Here is a 19,206-nt window from a genome sequence, read left to right as displayed (position 1 = left end):
CATTATTTAGAAGGTTGTGAATTTTCTGATGGTATACCAACAGCGGAGTATGTTCCTAAAATTACTAGAGATCTTCCTTGTTACCGGTCTATTATATGTAGCGATCCAGTTCGAAAACACCCTTATATACGAACTGATGCCGTTTGTCTGGATCGTCTTTATTGTATTATTCTCATTGCGCTATGGTCTTTATGTAGGAACGATTCCCTTTGTTGCAGCTTGCGTGCATTTTTTTGTTCATTCTTATCTAAGGGAAGAAGAGATGCTCGAAGTGATGAGAAATCCTGTAAACCTTAGTCTGTTTGGTGTCTATTTTCTGCTCTATTTTATTTGCGGAAGCTATAGCCTATCACAGAAAGACCGGTATACAGACATTGTTCATCGGTATGAAGAGACGGTGGAGGAGAGGGATGAGATTGATTCTACCTTAAACGAAGCGATGAAAACGACGGAACAGCTGAAGAACCGATTGCTCGAAAATCGGAACAGTCTCTCGTCCATCTATGAGATGATGAGCGCTATGAATCATACGGAACCGGAATTGATCTTTAATGAGGCGATGACCGTGATTCGCGAGCAGTTTCAAGCCGAGCAGATCAGCATCTACTATCTCTCTGAGCATGGAGATTCGTTGCGCATGAAGCTGCGATGGAATAAAGACGGCGATTCTCCGCAAACGCTCTTTTTGAATGATAGCCCTTCACTTTTCCAAAAAGTCATTCATAAAGAGCAAGTCCTTCTTCGGAACAGTGATGATGATGAAGGGTCCCCAACGATCGCAGGACCGATTCTAGTGGCAGGAAAAGTCCGCTACATCTGCAGTATTGATTCTGTGGATCTGATGCAGCTTACGAAATACAATATTCATTGGCTAAATACATGTCTAAATTGGATGGGGAACCGGCTGTCCTTTGCGTATCAATATGATCGAGAAATCAATCGTGATGAACGATACTTGGGAACCAATATATACAAAGAGGCTTCCTTCTTAAAACGTTTAGAAATTGAGAAAGAGCGACTAGAGTCCTTGCAGCAGCCGTATGCGTTGTTTGAAATTAATTGGCAAGGAGACATACGCTCACTAGACCTTATCCTGAACCGTGTTCTTCGTGAAATCGATATAACCGGATACGATGAAACCAACAACCGCTTATCCGTCCTGTTGCCGGCTACCGATCCAAAATTTAGCGAGACTGTCAAAAATCGTGTTGATGTCCGTTTGAGGGTGAAGGAGACTACATGGAACTGATCATCTTCTCTTTCTATTTGTATTATTTGATCGTATTTTTGATTGCCTTTCTCAGTATGTACGGAAACAAGAAATTTCCGAAAGAATTACGAACGTGGTTTGTTGTTGTATCCTTGATTTTGCCGTTTATCGGCTTGTTTCTAGGTATGCTGCTCATGATCTATCATGCAAGAGACCCTATGAGCAACACGAACGAAGAATACAGCGACTACATTTCACGCCGTGTCTACAATTATGAGCATGTAAGGGAAAAGCTGAAGGTGGAGTCTGACATGCTCTCGATTACAGATGCGCTGAAAATGAATGACCATTACTACATGAAGCAGATGATCTTAGAGTTATCCTCCAATCCTGCTTTGTTTACAGGCAAGGTGATCAAAGACGTAATGAGCATGAAAGATAGTGATACCGTGTATTATGCTGCCACGACGCTGAACGCCGCATATGATCAGATGAAAGATAAGCTACAAACCTTAAAACAGGAACTGACTTACACAGACAGTGAATCCTACATCTCCCTATTAAACTTTTACGAAGTGTATATCAAGAATGAGCTTTATCCGAAAAATCTCGCTCAACCGGTTTTGGATGAGTATCAATTCTATTTACATGAAGCGGCCGATACGTTTTCGTCGCATCCTAAGATTCAATATATGGTAGGCAGCTATTATATCTCGAGAAATGTTAAAAAAGCAGAAGCGATTTTTGAGCGTTTGTGCCAAACACATCCTCACTATCATTTTGGATATTGGGGACTTCTGCAGACGTATTACTCCAATAAAAAGTGGCACATGGTCTTTAAAATGGTTACAGCTCTTCAGAAACATCCTGACTTTTCGTCTATGAGTATAAATGAACAAAGAATTCTTCAACAACTAAGTGGTGGTAGTGATGTTTAACAGTTATAAAATCATTCTTTTTCCAATCATCGGTGTTCTTGTGATGCTTGCCGTTGTTTTCTATATGAACATGGACAGGCTGTATATTGATCTTCCTGTTCGAGCTGAGAATACGACGGTAATCACAGAGAGCATGACCTCTTTAGTTCCTAAGAAACAATCAAGCTTTAAAGTCTATCTGGTTGATGCAGAAGACACGATAGGGAAAATGGTCATAAACAATATAGTAGAAGCGTTGGACAACGCCAAAATTCCATACGAGAAGATAAATACCAACAAGATGAACAAGCTGCAACCTTCTCCGTATCACATCGTCATTTTCTCGGGAGAGGGATCGAGTGAATGGTCACTGAAAGACGTAAACGCCTATGTTCAAGGTGGGGGCAATGTCATGTTCACCACCCGTTTTTTTAATCAAGAGTGGAATGAACTTCTAGGTATTAAACAGAAAAGAGGTTTTTTTGATACCGTAAACGGGATTACGTTCACTGAGTCGTTTTTTCCTGGTTATCCCGATCTCGATGCTTCTTCCTCTCTTATTACAAATAGCATGCTCGATGTGGATCTTGCTGAAAATACCTCGACCTATCTATTCGCAGATAATAACCCTTTGTTGTGGAAGCACTCTTGGGGAAAAGGCCAAGTTATCGTTTGGAACGGCACAGGCAATCATGAAAAAGTGACAAGAGGACTTGTCGTTCAGTCCTTTCCTTTTTTCTTTCCGTTTCTTGCTACCCATCAGTTTGGCGGAAAAGTGATGTACATTGATGATTTCCCTGCTCCCATCCTGCAAGGTGAAGTTGATAAAATCAATAAGGAATATGGCATGCTGTACTCTGACTTCTTTCAGGATGTATGGTGGGATGACATGAAAAAGGTGGCTGACCAATATGACCTGCTATACACAGGGGCCATAATTGGTTCCTATTCTGATGATCCAGCACTCACAAAAAACGAGCTCTTAAGAAGAAACAAGAAATATTTACTTGAAAGTGGAAGGAAGCTGCTTCAAGAAGGCGGAGAACTCAGTCTTCATGGCTACAACCACCAATCCCTTGTAACGAATGATGAGCCGGCAGATAAAGACCTTGGTTATCGTCCGTGGAAGGACCGAAGCGAAATGGAAGCCTCTCTTCAAGAGATGAAAAAGGTTACCGATGAGCTTTATCCGAACGAGACGATTAAGACGTACGTGCCTCCTTCCAATGTGTTGAACGAGACAGGAAAAGAGGCTTTAGTTAAAAGCTTTCCAGAGCTAGAGGTGATCGCGAGCCTATATACAGGTTCACCAGAAAAAGGCACATATGTGCAAGAGTTTGGCTATGATCAAGAATATAAACAGCTTTATCATTTTCCGCGGATTTCGAGTGGTTATCACTTCAATAAAGAAGACCAGTATGAACTTGTGGATACGGTAGCAAACTTTGGGGTTATGTCTCACTTTGTGCATCCGGATGATGTCATTGATGAGAATCGTTCGAATCAGCTTACATGGAAAGAGTTGAAAGAAACGTTTGAAACGATGAACCAGTTCGTGAATGAAACGTATCCTTATTTCATTCCTCTTAAACAGCTTGATGCGAAGAGAAGGATGGAAGTGTACGAAAAAGGGGAATGGAGTGTTACGTATTCAAAGAATGAGATCGAGATTCATGGATACAACGTACCGAATCCTTCCATGTTAACGATCTATACGGAGAATGGAAGAACCATTCAAACAGGGTCCTATGACTTTGGAGAAGTACTACAATTGAGCGAAAATCATTATGTACTAAAGTTAACGAAACCTGATGCGAAAATCAGCGTGAAGGAGGAAGGAAGATGAAGGTAGGCTTAATTGCCGAAGGAAGCTATCCATTCGTGAGTGGCGGTGTATCCAGTTGGGCACATCTTCTAACCTCACAGCTTCATGGTTTCTCATTTGGGATGTATACAATTACGAGCGAGCAAAAAGTCGTCTCTGATATCGAGTATGATCTGCCGTGGAATTTTGATTTTCTGAAAAACCTTCCCATCTCTGTAAGTGAAACTTCCAGCTTTGAACGAAAACCCAACCTAACAAAGCAGGAAGTTGAACATTTATTTGAATGGTTCACGTTTCAATCGGTTGATCCGAATACGCTTTTGTTAATCGGTGACCAAACGAGGATGGGGAATCTGAAGGGTTTTTTTCAAAGTCCCGAGTTCTATGAAATTGTTCAGCGCGCTTATCAGTATGAAGAACAGAGCGGGTCATTTCTTGACTATGTGTATACGTACAAATCGATGTACACACCTGTAATCCAGCTGCTTCAGCAATCCACAGGAAGTGACGTCGACCTCTACCATAGCTTTTCGACCGGATACGGAGGTCTTCTAGGAGCCTATCTTTCTGTGAAACGAAATAAACCGTTTGTGATTACAGAGCATGGCATCTATTCAAGGGAACGGGAAGAAGAAATCTTGCGTGCCGGCTGGGTTCCCCTTGAGTATAAAAAAAGATGGATTCAGTTCTTCCACCACTTGTCCCGACAGGCGTATACCGTTGCCCGGGACATCGTATCTCTTTTTGAGAATAATAGACTCTACCAGATCGAGCTTGGTGCGCCGATCAAGAAGACAAACATTATTCCAAACGGTATCACCATTCCAGAGACAACCGTTACAACGGAATCCAGCCAAACGATGTTTACAATCGGAAGCATCGTGCGTGTCGTTCCGATTAAGGATATTAAGACAATGATCTACACAGCTAAAATTCTTCAAAGCCAAGGAGAAAAATTTCAGTGGGAAATACTCGGTCCAGATAAAGAAGACCCGGAATATGCGGATGCCTGCTTGAAGCTAGTCGCTGAATTAGGGTTATCGTCTGTTGTTCATTTTAAAGGTTTAGTAGATATCACCCAATATGTAGGGAAGTATGATGTGTGTGTGCTCTCGAGCATTTCAGAAGGACAGCCATTAGCCGTGTTGGAAGGGATGGCGTATGGAAAACCGTGGATTGTAACAGACGTCGGAGGCTGCAGAGAATTGATTGAAGGCCGTGAAGATGATGTCTTCGGTTCGTGCGGGTTTGTCGTTCCGCCTGTGAACCCGGAAGCATTAGCGGAACGGATCTCGTGGTGTATCCACAACCGAGATCTGCTGCCCGAGTTAGGGGAGACGGGAAGACGAAGAGCGGTTACCTTATATTCCAGTGAAAAAGTCAGCGAGAGCTATGAGCGATTATATCGAAAGGACATGAGATATGGCAGGAATAGGCTTTCAATTACAAAAACTGTTTAAAGAAGATTACTATTCTTCAAGAATAAAAGCCTATCTGTACTCGCTGTTCGTCACAGCTGGACCGTGGCTGCTCGTTATTACCACCATAACGGTTCTTCAGCTCGCGTTCTCTCGTGTGGGAATCGCAAAAGTGGACAGAGAGTTATTCTTGCTGTCGGTCACGTATTGCTTTATCTTTTCTCAAGTTCTGTTCGGCTTACAGCAGCTTGTCGTCACCCGGTATGTATCAGATTGTTTGTACGAAGATAAACCCGAGAAGGTGCTGCCGGCATTTCTTGGCATGCTAAAAACAACGGTGGCGCTCGCGGTATTATTATGGCTTGTGTTTGCGTTTCTCGCCGAATTACCGATCAGTTACAAGCTGCTCGTATTAGGGTTGTTCATTTCCATCAATGCCATATGGGTGCTCTTTTTGTTTTTATCGGGCGCCAAAAATTATTCAGCCATCTCGTTCGGGTTTTTAGCGGGAGGTTTCGTCACGTTAGTCAGCACTGCACTCTGTTTGTATGTTGACGTGTCACTGCCGATTGCCTACAGTCAGGCTCACGTTCTATTAGCATGCTTCTGGCTCGGATTTGCAGTTACTTTGTTATGGTTGTCTCATGCGGTATTCGCCACATATCCAGCATCGGATGAAGGCGGGGAGTTCGAATACCTTCGTTACTTTGATTATTATCCGTCCTTGTTTATTACGGGAACTCTATACAATATTGGATTATGGACAGGAAATGGCGTTATCTGGCTGTTAGGAGAAAGCGAGCAGCGATTCGGTTTCTTTTTATTCATGCCGCAGTATGACTCAGCGCTCTTCTATGCGTATTTATCGATCCTGCCGACGTATGTGCTCTTCGTCGTCTCAGTCGAAACGAGATTTTACGAGAGATACCGTACGTATTATGAGTTCGTGAACAAAGGCGGAAACTTAAAGCAGATCCATAAAGCGAAAGACAAGATGATTCTCGTCTTGAAACAAGAGATTGAACGATTGTTTCGAACACAAGGATTGTTCTCTGCCGGACTGATTGGACTAACGTTCTTGCTTGTTCCGATCGTGCTTGCTAACGATCTGTTCGTTCACATTCTGCGCTATGCGATTATTGGTGCCTTTTGTAACGGTCTAACCTTGGTTATGATTCTCCTTCTTCTGTATTTTGATGATCGAAAAGGTGCCGCTTGGTCTGCTTACAGCTTCTTTATGGGCGTCTTGCTGTTTTCACTCGTCCTTCTGCCATTCGGGCCAACATATTATGGAATGGGATTCGTTATCGGCAGCCTGATCAGTATGATTATCTCTTTTGTCAGACTGTTCTCCTATGTTGAAAAAATAGACTATTATACGTTTTGCCACACAGAATATAAAAGGGAAGATGGCGCCATGACGAAGCTGTCCATTCTCTTAAACCGAATAGCTTAGGAAAACAGACGAAACGTTAGGAACATGAGGATTCCTGGCGTTTTTTTTATCCATGTTACAGGTATTTAATGCCATTTTATTGAATATAGGGAAGACAGGGGGGATAAAGATGAAAAAGATCATAGCAGCAGCGTTCCTGGTTTTCTTAACGGCGTGCAGTGGAAACGGTGTCGTTGAACAATTGAAAGAAGACTATCCAGAAGTGAAAAAGGTGGCCGAACAATTGCCGGAAACGGTGCAGGAACGTTTAGCGGCACCTGAGGAACTTCCATTTGAACCGAAGAATGTTGAGTTGATGTATGCGGGAGATCTACCTGGAGATCCAAAAGGGGATATTGTTCATACGGAGTTTGTTTATGGAGATGGAGAAGCAACCGTGCTTCATGTGACGACGTTTCAGAATAAGAACTCTAGCTTTTCTGGGGATGGGGCGTTTAAGACAACAAAGCTAAAAGACGGCACAGAGGTTGTGATTGAAACGGATACTCCCAATGCGAAGAGCATCCGCTGGAAGAAAGACGATTTGTACTATGGCATAAGCGTCGTTACAGATAGTGAAAAAGAAATTACGATTAAGGATCTTGTAAAGGCAGCAAATTCGATGGAGTATTAGACAAAAAATAAGAACGCTTAGATAGGAATCATCTGATGTTTTGAGAGTTGATTTCCGTTTCAGGATGCTCGCTTTCCGCGGGGCGTACGGTGAGCCTCCTTGGTGCAAGCACCATTAGGAGTCTCACCTGTCCCGCTGATCCCGCAGGAGTCTCGCACCTTGCACTCTAATCAACTGGTCAATGAAGAGAATAACGAACGTTTGCAACTATCTATAGAAAAGAGTCTTTGAGAGTAGTTGATTTCCGCCGCTTTCGCTTTTCCGACTGTCCCACTAATCCTAGCCGTAGTCTCGCACCTTGCACTCCAAACAACTGGTCAATGAAGAAAAAGAAAAGACCATTAGCAAATATCTTTTAGAGCATAGCCTCTAAAAGATCGATAAGTATCAAAGGGGTCTCAAATGAAACGAATACAAATTATGATTACCTTGTGGGCTACTGTTTTATTAGTATCATGCAGTTCTGATTCACCATATTCTAATGATATAAAACGAGCTTATAATTATTTGGATGCTTCTTCTCAACAAAGCATCAAGGACTGGGAAGATGCCCAAGTGGAAGAGTTTATCTCGACGGAAACCGTTGAAGTGGAAAACCATGAAAACAAATGGGTTAACATTGAAAATCTCCCAACATTAAAAGTTACATTTAAAACAACAAACGACGGAGATCTTGGACCCCTTATTGTTTATTTGGATAAAGAAACGAAAAAAGCGTTAGGTGTTGGTCTTCGAAAATAAAACGCTAATTCTATGAACGATTGTCCGCTGGGTAGACTAACCCCATCTGCTTTCTCGCTTCATCCATGATCTTCATAACAGCAAGGGAGTTGGCGTGTGAGTTCACGTTAGACTCCAGTTCACCACGCTCAATCAATTCAATAAATTCCTTCGCTTCATAATACATCTTCGGCTTGTCTTGCTTCACCGTAATATCTTCAGTCGTTCCATCTTTATACCGGATTTCCACCTTCGTCATGTCTTGAATATGGTCGATTAAGATGCTTCCGTTCTCGCCTTGAATTTCAGACGGGACGTACGAGTTTGAGATCTTCGAATACATCACGACCGCATCTTTGTCTCCATAGTTTAAGAGGATGCTGCCTTCACCATCTACTCCGGAATCTAATAGAAGTCCGTTTGCCTTTACCGAATCAGGACTTCCAAAAAGAACGACCATCGGGTACAGACAATAGATGCCGATGTCCATGAGAGAACCATTGGAGAATGTGGGATTAAACGCGTTGAGCACCGTTCCTTCTTTATATGTGTCGTAGCGGGAAGAGTACTGACACGAGCTCGCAAAGTACCGGCGAACGGGTCCGATCTTATGTAAGTTGTCCATTACGCTCTTAAAATTTGGTGTCACAGTTGAGCGCATCGCTTCCATTAAAAGAACGTTGTTTTCTTTTGCCGTTTGGATCATTTGCTCGAGTTCGTGTGCATTCGACGCAACCGGCTTCTCACAGATCACGTGCTTGCCATGATTCATGAACGTTATTGCTTGCTCCGCATGAAACGAGTTTGGGCTTGCGATATAGACCGCATCAATTGCGGAGCTCGCAGCCATTTCCTCAAGATCCGTAAACGTATATTCAGCACCGTTTTTTTCTGCAAATTCCTTCGCCTTTTCCTCTGTACGTGAATAAACTGCTGATAATGTAAAACTCTCGACAGCACTAGCCGCTGCAATAAAGCTTTCTGTTATCCAGTTCGTTCCGATTACACCAAATCTCATATGTATGCATTCCCTTCATAAATGGGGTAGACAAAAGCCTTACCGTTTTCCTAGTATGTATTCTACTCCTATAGTCACGTTGCTGACAAATCATGAGGACTGTTGCACTATTTTTGTCGGAAAAAGTTTCTTGCGATAACATTTTGGGTAAATAGAGATTAAAACCTGGTAAGGAGGGATGAGTTATGCTTACAATCACAAACCACGAACAGCTAACTGCAAAGCCTTTGGATCTGCCAGTACCACGATACGTACTCATTGAAAAGCCAATAACCGAACAAGACAAGCAACAGCCAGAATTCGAACTGACGTCGTTGAATCCGAAATGATAGAAGTTATTTAAAAGAAGCGAAGATCTTAGGGGATCTTCGCTTCTTTTTGTTTATCAAGTTTTTGCGTTCCTCTTTTCCTTTTTTCTCTTTGTTACCATAATTGTTTTATAAAAATACCACGCACCCCAGCTGCCAGCTACACTTATCGGGAATAAAAACATAATGGCATTTGAATGTTTGTGCCACCCTACCATAAAGAGGGCACCATAACCAATGACCATCGTCATAATACCAAACAATAATCGAATTAAATAAGCTTTCAAAAGATACACTCCTATCTTTTTCTATGTTTTTCATTCTAACATAAGCTCCAAATAAAGGATTCATCATGTTTATTGCCGAACGAGTAACCGAAGCTAAAATGCAAAGTGGACAAAGCGAATATCTATTATGAAGAAATCGGATATGGTACACCAATCCTCATGATCCATGGATTCTCACCAATTCATCGTTTGATGAAAGGGAGCATGTAACCAATCTTTCAAGATAGGTATGGATACAGGGGTGCATAGGTATAAGTTTTACCAATTAAATTTAATAATGGATAGGATTTACCATTTCAATGTTGCGATATGCTAAAATAATGATGTAATGTAAATATTTTATATAACCTGGGGTTGATTCAATTTATGGAGAAAGATTATCTTCTTAAATTTTTAGAAACGAGTAATAAGATAGGTGCGCTTAACGCTGAAAAAATGGAGCATTTAATATATGAAGATCCTAGCAGTGCATTAGTAAAAGCGAGATTATTTGCTGAAGAGATATTATCATCTGTATTAAAAACGGATGGGATTTCAGATGTATACCTTTCAACCATGCACGATAAAGTATCTTACTTATCTAAAGAAGGTTACATCAAAAAGGATATTCATCAAGCTTTTGATACAATTCGACATGCGGGTAATAAAGCAGCACATGATGGATCATTTTATGACATCGCAGAAGCACTAAAAGTACATAAGGTCATGTATACAATAGGAGTATGGTTTTGTGAGGTGTACTCCAACGAGTTAGTAACGATTCCGCCATATAAACAACCAAAACCAAATTCTAAATCAAACATAAATATCGATCAGTTAAAGAAAGAAATTATGGATGCTTTAACTAAAGAAGACAAGGAAAACAATAAACTTGTTAATTCTAATGTAGAGAAAAATACTAATGCAAATGAGATATTTAAAAAAGATCTAGGAGATAATCAAAGTTATTTAAATAGAGAATTAAAAAGGCTACAAGAATCTGCTCAAGAAGCCGTAGAAAATGTGAACTCATTTAGTACATTTAAGAACTATATGCATGTAGAAAGAAAACTTCAAAAAGATTTTGAAGGGATATTAGAAAAAGCAGCTCATAAATCAGGGCGTCAATTAGTGCTCCTTTGTGGAAGTGTTGGGGATGGAAAGTCACACTTACTTGCTTATTTAAAGAGTAACCGTAATGATCTGTTATCACAATTTACTATATATAATGATGCTACTGAGAGTTTCTCTCCAAATAAAAATGCAATGGAAACTCTAGAAGAAATACTTCAGCCTTTTGCAGATCAAAATCATGAACATTCAAATGAAAAAATCATTCTAGCGATTAACTTAGGTGTTTTACACAATTTTATTTATTATAAGCACTTAGCTTCAACATTTGAAACACTAATATCTTTCGTAAATGAAAGTGGCCTTTTCTCACAGGATACAACAACTGTTTATTCAAATGAAGATTTTAATTTACTCAGCTTTAATGACTATCATCCATACGAGTTAACAGAGCATGGCGCTCAATCATCTTTTTATAGTGCTATCCTTAACAAGATATTCAATCAGAATGAAGAGAACCCATTCTATTTAGCGTATTTAGAAGATAAAAAAAGTGGAATAAGGTCGGAAGTCCATCAGAATTTTGAATTTTTGATGGACGAGTTTGTTCAACATCAAATTGTTCAAGTTATTATTCAAGCAATTATTCAATATAAAATAGTAATTTCTGCAAGATCTTTTATGAACTTTATTGCTGATATCATTGTGCCAGAAGATGGACTTTTAAATGGAACGCCTACAGAATTTGAGAAATTAAATTTTTCGGTGCCTAATTTACTTTTTAATAGGAGAGATCGTTCAGAGATACTAAGATACATAAGCTTATTAGATCCAATCCATTATAGATCCCACTCCATAGATATTGTAATTCTACAGTTAAATACATTAACTGATTGGGCAACATTAATTGAGGAATATATACTAACTAAATCTGGTAGAAATTATTTAGATTCATTTAAAGAAATGACTGATTTAGAAGGGGATTCATTCCAACAATTTTGTGAGATGTTTATTCGATTATCTTATTTAACAAATAAATCTTTTGTGAAGTCTATTGAGAATAGTAGTTTTAAAGATTATTTGAAAAATTTATATTATTTTAATAGTGGAATAAATAACGAGATAGAAAAGTTCTATTACCAAATAAAAAGTGCCATATTTAAATGGAAAAGTAGCCCTAAAAAGGATTACTTATATATAAATAAGCCCAACGAAAAAATAAGATTAGCACAGTATTTAACTCTTAGACCTGTTATAGATCATTTAAAGCCAAATCGGGAACAGGTGTTATATTCCTTTAAACCAATTATTACTATTGGATATAGAAATAACAATAATTCAAATGAACGTGCATATTTAGATATAGATTTTGTACTTTATAGCTTACTCTTAAAAGTTATTGAAGGATATTGTCCAAATAAGAAAGATGAAGAGGACGCTATTAAATTCGGAGAGTTCTTAGAAAGATTGATGAAATTTGGGAATAAAAAGGAAGAATTATTAGTTCATTTTCCTAATGATCAAAAATTGTATGCTTTAAAGAAAAATGACTTTGGTTCGTTTGTTTTTGAAAAGGAGTAAACCATGGATCAGATATTATTAAAAAATGAACTTGAAAACAATATTAAGAAAAAAACAAAAGGTACAGGGGTAATTCATGAAAGAGGGAATGTAAAAGATATTTTACCTTTTAATTCTTCAAAAAAAACAAAATTAATGAAAGATAATTATTTATCTATGATGGGAGCCTTCGTAAGAGAGATTTGTGATGTTAAACTAGAAAATAATAAAAAACCACATGATATTTTTGAAGAAGATAATGTTCTAATAGCAAACTTACTTTCACAAGTCCGGTGTAATGACGATGATATTACTTTTGATTTAAAACGTTTTTTAAATCAATACCTATTTAACGAAGAACAAATTAAACCGATTCATCCTTATTTATATAACCATATACCTCACCAGTCAAAAGCTGAAGAAGAAAAATTTGCTATGTTCATGTATGATATTTTAATTAAAGATGATAATGCTCTCAAAAAAATCTTTAATAAAGAAAACGCAGAAGATATTTTAACTGATTTAATCCTCGGGAATTTATCGGGAATTCAACCCGTAGACCATCAGAAAAAGAACAAATATCAAGTCCTATCTAAGAGAGTTTCTAATTTATTTAATGAAGATGTATTGTATTTATCTAAACATAAAGATTACTTTTTAGAGCACTTCCCTTTACTTGTACATTTTTATTTCTTTATGTATGTATGTCAAATTACTATTAAACTTGATCAATTTGAAACTGCGGACATGGAAGAAATTGAGTCATTATATTTTGCTTTGGAATGGGAATCCATTAATAAGAGAAGAAAATCAGCAGATGAATTAGAGGGATATAAAAGGGTGAAGAATCGTGCTCATCACTTGTTTGTTCACATTCATACTTTATCTCAGCTGAGCCACCTAAACTTTAATAACGGAGATGAAAAAGAGTTTTTGACATATCAACAAATAATTGAAAAAGTAGAACTTCAAGGAGCTGACCAAAAGGAAACTTTTTTAGTTGAATTAACAGATTGGATTAACTATTACACAACACAAGCAAATATAAAGTTTGATAAACGACCAGATTCTATTGAAGAAGCCTTTAGAATATTATTTGATGTCTTAAAACAAGGCATGAGTACACAAGTTTGTATTAAATATGGAAGTAATATTGAGGACATTGGTGGCAATCAATTTTTGAAACACAGAGGTAGTCTGGGGAAAGTATTTAATATTTCACATGATCTATTTTTATTACTAGCTTCAATTTGTATTAAAGAGGAAAGAATTCCATTAAATCAATTATTTAGTGAGTTGGAAACCAGAGGAGTTTCTTTAGACCGTCATTCAAAAAAAGCAGCTATTGAACTCCTAGATAGCCTTAACATAATAGACAAAAAGAGTGATAGTGGTGATGCCCAATATGTCAAACCAATTTTATAATTACTTAGCTGATCATATATTTAAGTTCTTTGAACAAACAAAAATTAAAAGTGGAGATCGGTTTTATTTACAGCTGGATTCCGTAAATGAATTGAACTCTCTATTAACTGCTATTAGAGAAGTAATGGATACTAACCCATTTGTTTATCAACATGATTTAGGTGATGAATACCGTACAGTATCTGTACCAGTTAACAATATTAATTTAGTTATATCTAATACAGAAGAAGCAGTAAAGCCCGACTTTTTGGTAACTTTACGAAACCAAGTAGGGGAACAAAATGGGATTTGGAAAAATACTGCATTATTAAGTATTGTTACTGAACAGTTAGACTCTATTCAAGGTGGTAGTAGTGATCTTCAAAAAGAAGGAATGCCTCTTCATCCTAATTTTCTTTACAAAAAATTAAAAGCTGATATTGAAAATAGAGTGGATAATAAAATTGAACAGGTTATCTTGTTGGATAATTTAACTTCTCTAATAAATGACCAAATGTTTCAACAAATATCCTTTTTCGATTTTGAAAATATTTTTGCAGTTATCACAAAGGGAAAACTAGAAGAACAGGATTATATTAATTTTGGTCTTTTCAGAGATTTAAATTTAGGAACTATATCTGGAAACAAACTTAAGGAACGATTATCAATAAACCGTGAACTTTTTGATTATGTTAAAAAGGTGCATGATTTTGGATTAGGAGAAAATGAACTAGATAAAAGATTTACTCCAGATGGTGTAGGTAAACTAAAAGGTGAAAACTGGAATGAACAACCATTTAATGAAATCCATAAATCTTATGAAGATAAAAAGAAATTGGATAAATCCACAAAATTTGAATTATTAGAGTGGAAGCTAAAAGATGGTTTAAAAGCATGGGACAAAAACACAAGCGACACAGCAGCTGGAAAACGAAAACGTAATTTTGTAATATTTAATCCAAACCATTTAGATCAAGTAGAATTAAATTTATCATTTGGAATTTCAGGTAGTCTCCAAAAATCTTTATCACCAGCATTTATCAAAGTACCTAGTAAACAAAATATAGAATATGAATTAGGTAGAACAAACTTAAAATTAAAAATCTCTTGTAATAAAAATAAGTCAACATTTACAAAAATATCTTATAAGCATGAAAATAGAGCATCCCTTGGAGTAGAGCTTAATATAGCTGTATTACCTGTTGAACCGCTATTGTTTGATAACTATAAAACTGCCTTTTTAGTAGATATAAGAAACCATGCATTAGAGCTCCAGTATGAAGGAGATACCTTAGTTTTTGGTGATGGGATTAATTTAATAGAACAAGAAATAACTACAAATGAACAAAGTATTATATTTACAGAAGATGATAAGTTAAAACTAACTCCACAACTTGAAGCATTAAGCGAAGAAGAACAGGTTACGATTAATCTGTATCATAACAATAATCATATACCTATTGTCTTGAAGAATGAGTTACCTGAATCAACTCCAATAACAGGCATAAGAATATGGAAATTGAAACGAGAAAAGAGTCTAGATTTTGAGTGGAACAACAACAAGTTAATCCAAGGAAATCAAGAATATTATCTTCATGCTGAATATAAACAATTCTTTGAATGGGAAAGAGAATGGGTGAAAAATGGCTTCTCCAGTGCAACTGTTGATTCGGGAGAATTACTTTCTGTATCATTAACTCTTCCTGAAGATCTAAGGGAGTCTTACAGCAGATTTGTAAATTCTTTTAGAACAAAGAACAGTATTCCAAGCCTCTGTCATTATAATCCTGAATTAACTCAGCGTGCTAAAGAATATGTAAGTGAGTATATTCGACAAATACAATTATTTGATGAAGGAACAGAAGCAGGAGAAAAAGGTCGAGATATTTTTAAATTAGGGACAATTACCACTTTAGGAGAGGTGTTTTTCACACCGTTCCATCCTATTATGGTTGCATTTCAATTAAAAGTTAATGAACTAATTGCATCAGAAGAATTAGAGTCAAGTATCCTAAATAGATTAAAACCCGAGGCATTAGTTCCATATATTTATCAAGGTAAAGAAAATTTATTTAAACCGGATAGTCAGAATGCAGCTCCAGAATGGATGATTTTTAAACCAGTTAATCAAGTATCAATTGCAGATGCGAATCAATACTTAGCCAAAGTAATTGAAGATAAAACATCACAATTTATGGAACATTTTAGCTATCTTTTTATTGAGAATTCCAAAGCTCCGTTGAAATTAAATATTATCAATATTTCAAACGACCGTGAAGTTTTAAGAGGAATTTTGCAATGGATGATTAGTAAAATTAAAAAACAAGGTCCAGAACATCTGGTTCCTGTTGAGATAAATATCTATCAACAACAAAAAGTGAATTCAAGTACATTTGATCAGTTTTCTAGGATGGAATCAATTGTTGATATTCAACAAACATATGATATTAAATTAAAGACTAATGAATATGACGAGCAAGATGTAATCCGCTTTATTAGAGATAAACTTTTTTATTATAAACATTCATTAGACAATGAAATAAAATATGCTCATATCTCATTTTATAAGATGGAAGCACAAGAAAATTATGCATTGCAACCAATGGAAGAGATGGTATCAGGGCTTGCAGTACAGGGCTTATATTCTTCTGTACCTTCTATGAAAGGAAAAGAGAATTACAGAAGTGGTTTTGGCATTAAAGCATACGGTAATAATCATGATAATCTACTAATAGATACTGCTTATTATGTTAATGAATTAGCAGCTAATTTAAGAAATGATGGAAGCGATTCTTATCATAAAGGCGAAGCAATATTTTCTAGAACAACAACTGCAGACGAGGATACGTTAGATAAAATCTTTAAATCCTCTTTTTGGGTAACCTTCGTTGATCCAACTGCAGATTTAGAGTTTTTTAATAATTATGGTAAGAATTTAGTTGTAATTCATTATAGTGATCAGTATTCTTCATCCAGTCGTTATGATGCAATAACTGTTACGGATAAATCAAATCAATACCATGCTGTAATTAAAGAGTTTATACAATCAAAAGAAGTGAAAATCGATGAGGACAGTGTCAATGAAATTATTCTTGCATTTAATACTTTTAATGGTGAGTGGCTCTTAAGAATTATTGGGAGTAAAGGCCATTACTCGCGAGAAAAATTAAGTATTATTTCTGCGATAAAGTATTCTTTATCCTATTTTGATCATCCAAATATTACTTGGGTCCCAATTTCTTTAGAAGAAATACTAAGAGTTGCAGGGGCTGTAAGTTTAAATAAAACTGATGGGTTATTTACAGCGAAAAATCTAGGTGTTAAAGGCAAGCATAGTGATGACTTATTACTAATAGGATTAGAACAAAATGCAGGGTTATTAAAACTTCACTTTTTACCGATTGAAGTTAAAATTGGTATTAATTCAAATTCAACGATTGAAAAAGCAAAAGAGCAATTAAGGAATACGAAACGCTTGATCCATAATGCATTGACTAGCGATAACAAAAACTTTTCTAGTATGTTTTATCGTAACTTCTTTGTACAGTTGTTCATTTCAAATGCTAAAAAAATTGCGCAGAGTAAATTGTGGAATGATAAAAATTATCATTTAACTGAGGAAGTACTAAAAAAGCTTTTAAAAGATCAATATGTTATTTCAAACGAATTAGAAAAACATATTGGATCAGGTGCTATTCTTTCATTCCAAAAAGATATATATGTAAGAGGGGCGAGTTTAGAAGAGGAAGCTATTCTTATCAGTTTAACGGAGCATGATGGATATTCGGCTCTAATTAAGCCCATAAATGAATTATGTGAATGGGTGCAAAAAGGGAAATCAGATTTTATTAAAGAGGGATTACTCTCATATAACTATATTTCTACCGTAATAGAAAATGAACCGTCAATAGATCAAAATTCTGAGTTAGATCAAAATGTATTAACTTCTAAAGAACAATATCACCAAACACATGACAATATTGATAATTCTCAAGAAGAAAATCAAAGTAATTCATTTAATGAACAATCGAAGTTACCAGATCAACTAGAGAAAGAAGAACATCAAGAGCAGGAAGAACAACAAGAGCAAGAAGAACATCAAGAGCTGGAAGAGCAACAAGAGGAAGAAGAACATCAAGAGCAAGAAGAGCAACAAGAGCAACAAGAGCAAGAAGAACATCAAGAGCAGGAAGAACAACAAGAGCAAGAAGAACACCAAGAGCAGGAAGAGCAACAAGAACGAGAAGAACCAGAAGAACCAGAAGAACCAGAAGGGCTTGTTATCCCAACTTTCAAGGTTGAAGATTCGAGAATTCTCATCGGTAAAGCTTCAAATTCAAACAAAGAAATTTACTGGGAATATGGGAATAAAGGTTTAGCAAATCGTCACTTGCTTATCTCTGGGAAATCTGGACAGGGTAAAACTTATTTTATGCAATGCTTACTGTTAGAGAAATCTAAACAAGGCATTCCAAGTATTGTTATTGATTACACTGAAGGGTTTCTTCCTAATCAACTGGAGCAAGAGTTTGTTGAACATCTCGGTGAAAAGTTTAAACAAACAGTAGTATATATTGAAAAGTTCCCAATTAATCCATTTAAGAAAAATGTGAGAGAAATCAGTGGATTGATTTTGCCAGAATCAGAAACAGATGTTGCAGAAAGAATAAAAAGTGTATTTGCTGCTGTTTATAAAAGTTTAGGAATTCAGCAATTAAATGCCATTTATGAAGCTACTTTAAGAGGATTAAGTAAGCATGGTGATTCCATGGACTTAACGAAGCTTAAAGAAGTGTTAGAAGAAGATGGCTCTAATTACGCAAGAACTGCTTTGTCTCAAATTCGTCCGTTAATTGATAGAAACCCATTTAGTAACGATGCTGCAATTAATTGGAATGAAGTAGTGGACAGCAATGGGGAAGTTTATATTATTCAACTAACAGGATATCCGAGAGACGTTCAGTTAATGATTACTGAGTTTATATTATGGGATCTGTGGAATTACTCAGTTAGACATGGTAATAAAAATAAACCTATGCCAGTAGTTATGGATGAAGCACAGAACTTGGATCATACTGAAAAGTCACCTTCTGCAAGAATTTTAACAGAAGGAAGAAAGTTTGGCTGGTCAGGGTGGTATGCAACCCAGTTTTTAAAGTCACAGTTGGATGCTGGGGAGCTTGCTCGTTTACAAAATGCTTCCCAACAGATTTACTTTGCCCCACCTGAACAAGAGATCTCAACAATTGCTTCTACACTTGCACAAGATGCCAGTGAGAAAAAACAATGGGAAGCTAAATTATCAGGGTTAAAAAAGGGTCAATGTATTGTATATGGTCCTATTGTGTTAGAGAATGGTGAACTATCTAAACCAACTGCATTAATAGTGGATATTACATCCTTAGATAAACGCATATAGA

The 19,206-nt window shown here is 36.8% G+C and carries 13 protein-coding genes and 1 pseudogene; 12 read left to right on the top strand and 2 right to left on the bottom strand.

Features of this window, described 5'->3' with window-relative positions:
• The first annotated feature begins 49 nt into the window (after positions 1-49).
• The 7 genes from KUV80_RS08345 to KUV80_RS08315 all read left to right on the top strand — a co-directional run bounded on the left by KUV80_RS08345 (position 50) and on the right by KUV80_RS08315 (position 8,180).
• Entirely contained in the window at positions 50-1,249 is a 1,200-nt protein-coding gene (locus KUV80_RS08345; RefSeq protein ID WP_222462178.1) for a hypothetical protein, read from the top strand.
• Positions 1,240-2,148 carry a hypothetical protein gene (locus KUV80_RS08340; RefSeq protein ID WP_222462177.1) on the top strand — a complete coding sequence of 303 codons (909 nt, stop codon included), beginning with the start codon at positions 1,240-1,242 and terminating at the stop codon, positions 2,146-2,148. Before KUV80_RS08345 ends, KUV80_RS08340 begins: the two co-directional genes overlap by 10 nt.
• Positions 2,141-3,973, top strand: a complete 1,833-nt coding sequence (locus tag KUV80_RS08335; protein ID WP_222462176.1) for a DUF2194 domain-containing protein — start codon at positions 2,141-2,143, stop codon at positions 3,971-3,973. The genes KUV80_RS08340 and KUV80_RS08335 overlap by 8 nt, the downstream gene beginning before the upstream one ends.
• Positions 3,970-5,412, top strand: a complete 1,443-nt coding sequence (gene pelF, locus KUV80_RS08330) for a GT4 family glycosyltransferase PelF (protein WP_246625053.1) — start codon at positions 3,970-3,972, stop codon at positions 5,410-5,412. Before KUV80_RS08335 ends, pelF begins: the two co-directional genes overlap by 4 nt.
• The gene (gene pelG / locus KUV80_RS08325; protein ID WP_222462175.1) at positions 5,375-6,826 is read left to right on the top strand and encodes an exopolysaccharide Pel transporter PelG; all 1,452 of its coding nucleotides are present in this window, start codon (positions 5,375-5,377) and stop codon (positions 6,824-6,826) included. Before pelF ends, pelG begins: the two co-directional genes overlap by 38 nt.
• A gap of 109 nt (positions 6,827-6,935) precedes the next feature.
• A complete protein-coding gene (locus tag KUV80_RS08320) occupies positions 6,936-7,439 on the top strand; it encodes a hypothetical protein (RefSeq protein WP_222462298.1) in 504 nt (167 codons plus the stop codon).
• A gap of 402 nt (positions 7,440-7,841) precedes the next feature.
• Positions 7,842-8,180 carry a hypothetical protein gene (locus KUV80_RS08315; RefSeq protein ID WP_222462174.1) on the top strand — a complete coding sequence of 113 codons (339 nt, stop codon included), beginning with the start codon at positions 7,842-7,844 and terminating at the stop codon, positions 8,178-8,180.
• A gap of 10 nt (positions 8,181-8,190) precedes the next feature.
• On the opposite strand, the gene KUV80_RS08310 is transcribed toward KUV80_RS08315, so the two are convergent.
• Positions 8,191-9,177 carry a Gfo/Idh/MocA family protein gene (locus KUV80_RS08310; protein WP_222462173.1) on the bottom strand — a complete coding sequence of 329 codons (987 nt, stop codon included), beginning with the start codon at positions 9,175-9,177 and terminating at the stop codon, positions 8,191-8,193.
• Between the two features lie 185 nt (positions 9,178-9,362).
• On the opposite strand from KUV80_RS08310, the gene KUV80_RS08305 reads away from it, so the two are divergent.
• A complete protein-coding gene (locus KUV80_RS08305) occupies positions 9,363-9,506 on the top strand; it encodes a hypothetical protein (RefSeq protein WP_222462172.1) in 144 nt (47 codons plus the stop codon).
• A 56-nt stretch (positions 9,507-9,562) separates the two neighbouring features.
• Here KUV80_RS08305 and KUV80_RS08300 read toward each other — a convergent pair whose 3' ends face one another.
• Positions 9,563-9,772, bottom strand: coding sequence for a hypothetical protein (locus tag KUV80_RS08300; RefSeq protein ID WP_222462171.1), 210 nt, complete (start codon positions 9,770-9,772; stop codon positions 9,563-9,565).
• 105 nt (positions 9,773-9,877) lie between these two features.
• Between KUV80_RS08300 and KUV80_RS18605 the strand changes: the two are divergent.
• The 4 genes and pseudogenes from KUV80_RS18605 to dptH form a co-directional block, all read left to right on the top strand.
• Positions 9,878-9,979 (top strand): annotated as a pseudogene (locus KUV80_RS18605) (alpha/beta fold hydrolase); the annotation flags it as partial.
• 159 nt (positions 9,980-10,138) lie between these two features.
• Entirely contained in the window at positions 10,139-12,403 is a 2,265-nt protein-coding gene (gene dptF, locus KUV80_RS08295) for a DNA phosphorothioation-dependent restriction protein DptF (protein WP_222462170.1), read from the top strand.
• 3 nt (positions 12,404-12,406) lie between these two features.
• On the top strand, positions 12,407-13,807 hold the full coding sequence (gene dptG / locus KUV80_RS08290; protein WP_222462169.1) for a DNA phosphorothioation-dependent restriction protein DptG: 1,401 nt from the start codon (positions 12,407-12,409) through the stop codon (positions 13,805-13,807).
• Positions 13,788-19,205 (top strand): DNA phosphorothioation-dependent restriction protein DptH, encoded by a 5,418-nt coding sequence (dptH, locus tag KUV80_RS18600; protein WP_246625052.1) that lies wholly within the window; start codon positions 13,788-13,790, stop codon positions 19,203-19,205. Before dptG ends, dptH begins: the two co-directional genes overlap by 20 nt.
• The last annotated feature ends 1 nt before the right edge of the window (position 19,206 follow it).

This window comes from Fictibacillus nanhaiensis, from assembly GCF_019801215.1.
GTDB classification, from domain to species: domain Bacteria; phylum Bacillota; class Bacilli; order Bacillales; family Fictibacillaceae; genus Fictibacillus; species Fictibacillus nanhaiensis_C.
The sequence above is the reverse complement of the archived record's forward strand: the minus strand, read 5'-3'. Positions and strand labels throughout refer to the sequence as shown.

Coding starts and splice junctions, on each gene's coding strand:
- KUV80_RS08345 (WP_222462178.1), top strand. CDS start 50: ATGTTCCTAAAATTACTAGAGATCTTCCTTGTTACCGGTCTATTATAT.
- dptF (WP_222462170.1), top strand. CDS start 10,139: ATGGAGAAAGATTATCTTCTTAAATTTTTAGAAACGAGTAATAAGATA.
- dptH (WP_246625052.1), top strand. CDS start 13,788: ATGTCAAACCAATTTTATAATTACTTAGCTGATCATATATTTAAGTTC.
- KUV80_RS08315 (WP_222462174.1), top strand. CDS start 7,842: ATGAAACGAATACAAATTATGATTACCTTGTGGGCTACTGTTTTATTA.
- pelF (WP_246625053.1), top strand. CDS start 3,970: ATGAAGGTAGGCTTAATTGCCGAAGGAAGCTATCCATTCGTGAGTGGC.
- KUV80_RS08340 (WP_222462177.1), top strand. CDS start 1,240: ATGGAACTGATCATCTTCTCTTTCTATTTGTATTATTTGATCGTATTT.
- pelG (WP_222462175.1), top strand. CDS start 5,375: ATGGCAGGAATAGGCTTTCAATTACAAAAACTGTTTAAAGAAGATTAC.
- KUV80_RS08335 (WP_222462176.1), top strand. CDS start 2,141: ATGTTTAACAGTTATAAAATCATTCTTTTTCCAATCATCGGTGTTCTT.
- dptG (WP_222462169.1), top strand. CDS start 12,407: ATGGATCAGATATTATTAAAAAATGAACTTGAAAACAATATTAAGAAA.
- KUV80_RS08310 (WP_222462173.1), bottom strand. CDS start 9,177: ATGAGATTTGGTGTAATCGGAACGAACTGGATAACAGAAAGCTTTATT.
- KUV80_RS08320 (WP_222462298.1), top strand. CDS start 6,936: ATGAAAAAGATCATAGCAGCAGCGTTCCTGGTTTTCTTAACGGCGTGC.
- KUV80_RS08305 (WP_222462172.1), top strand. CDS start 9,363: ATGCTTACAATCACAAACCACGAACAGCTAACTGCAAAGCCTTTGGAT.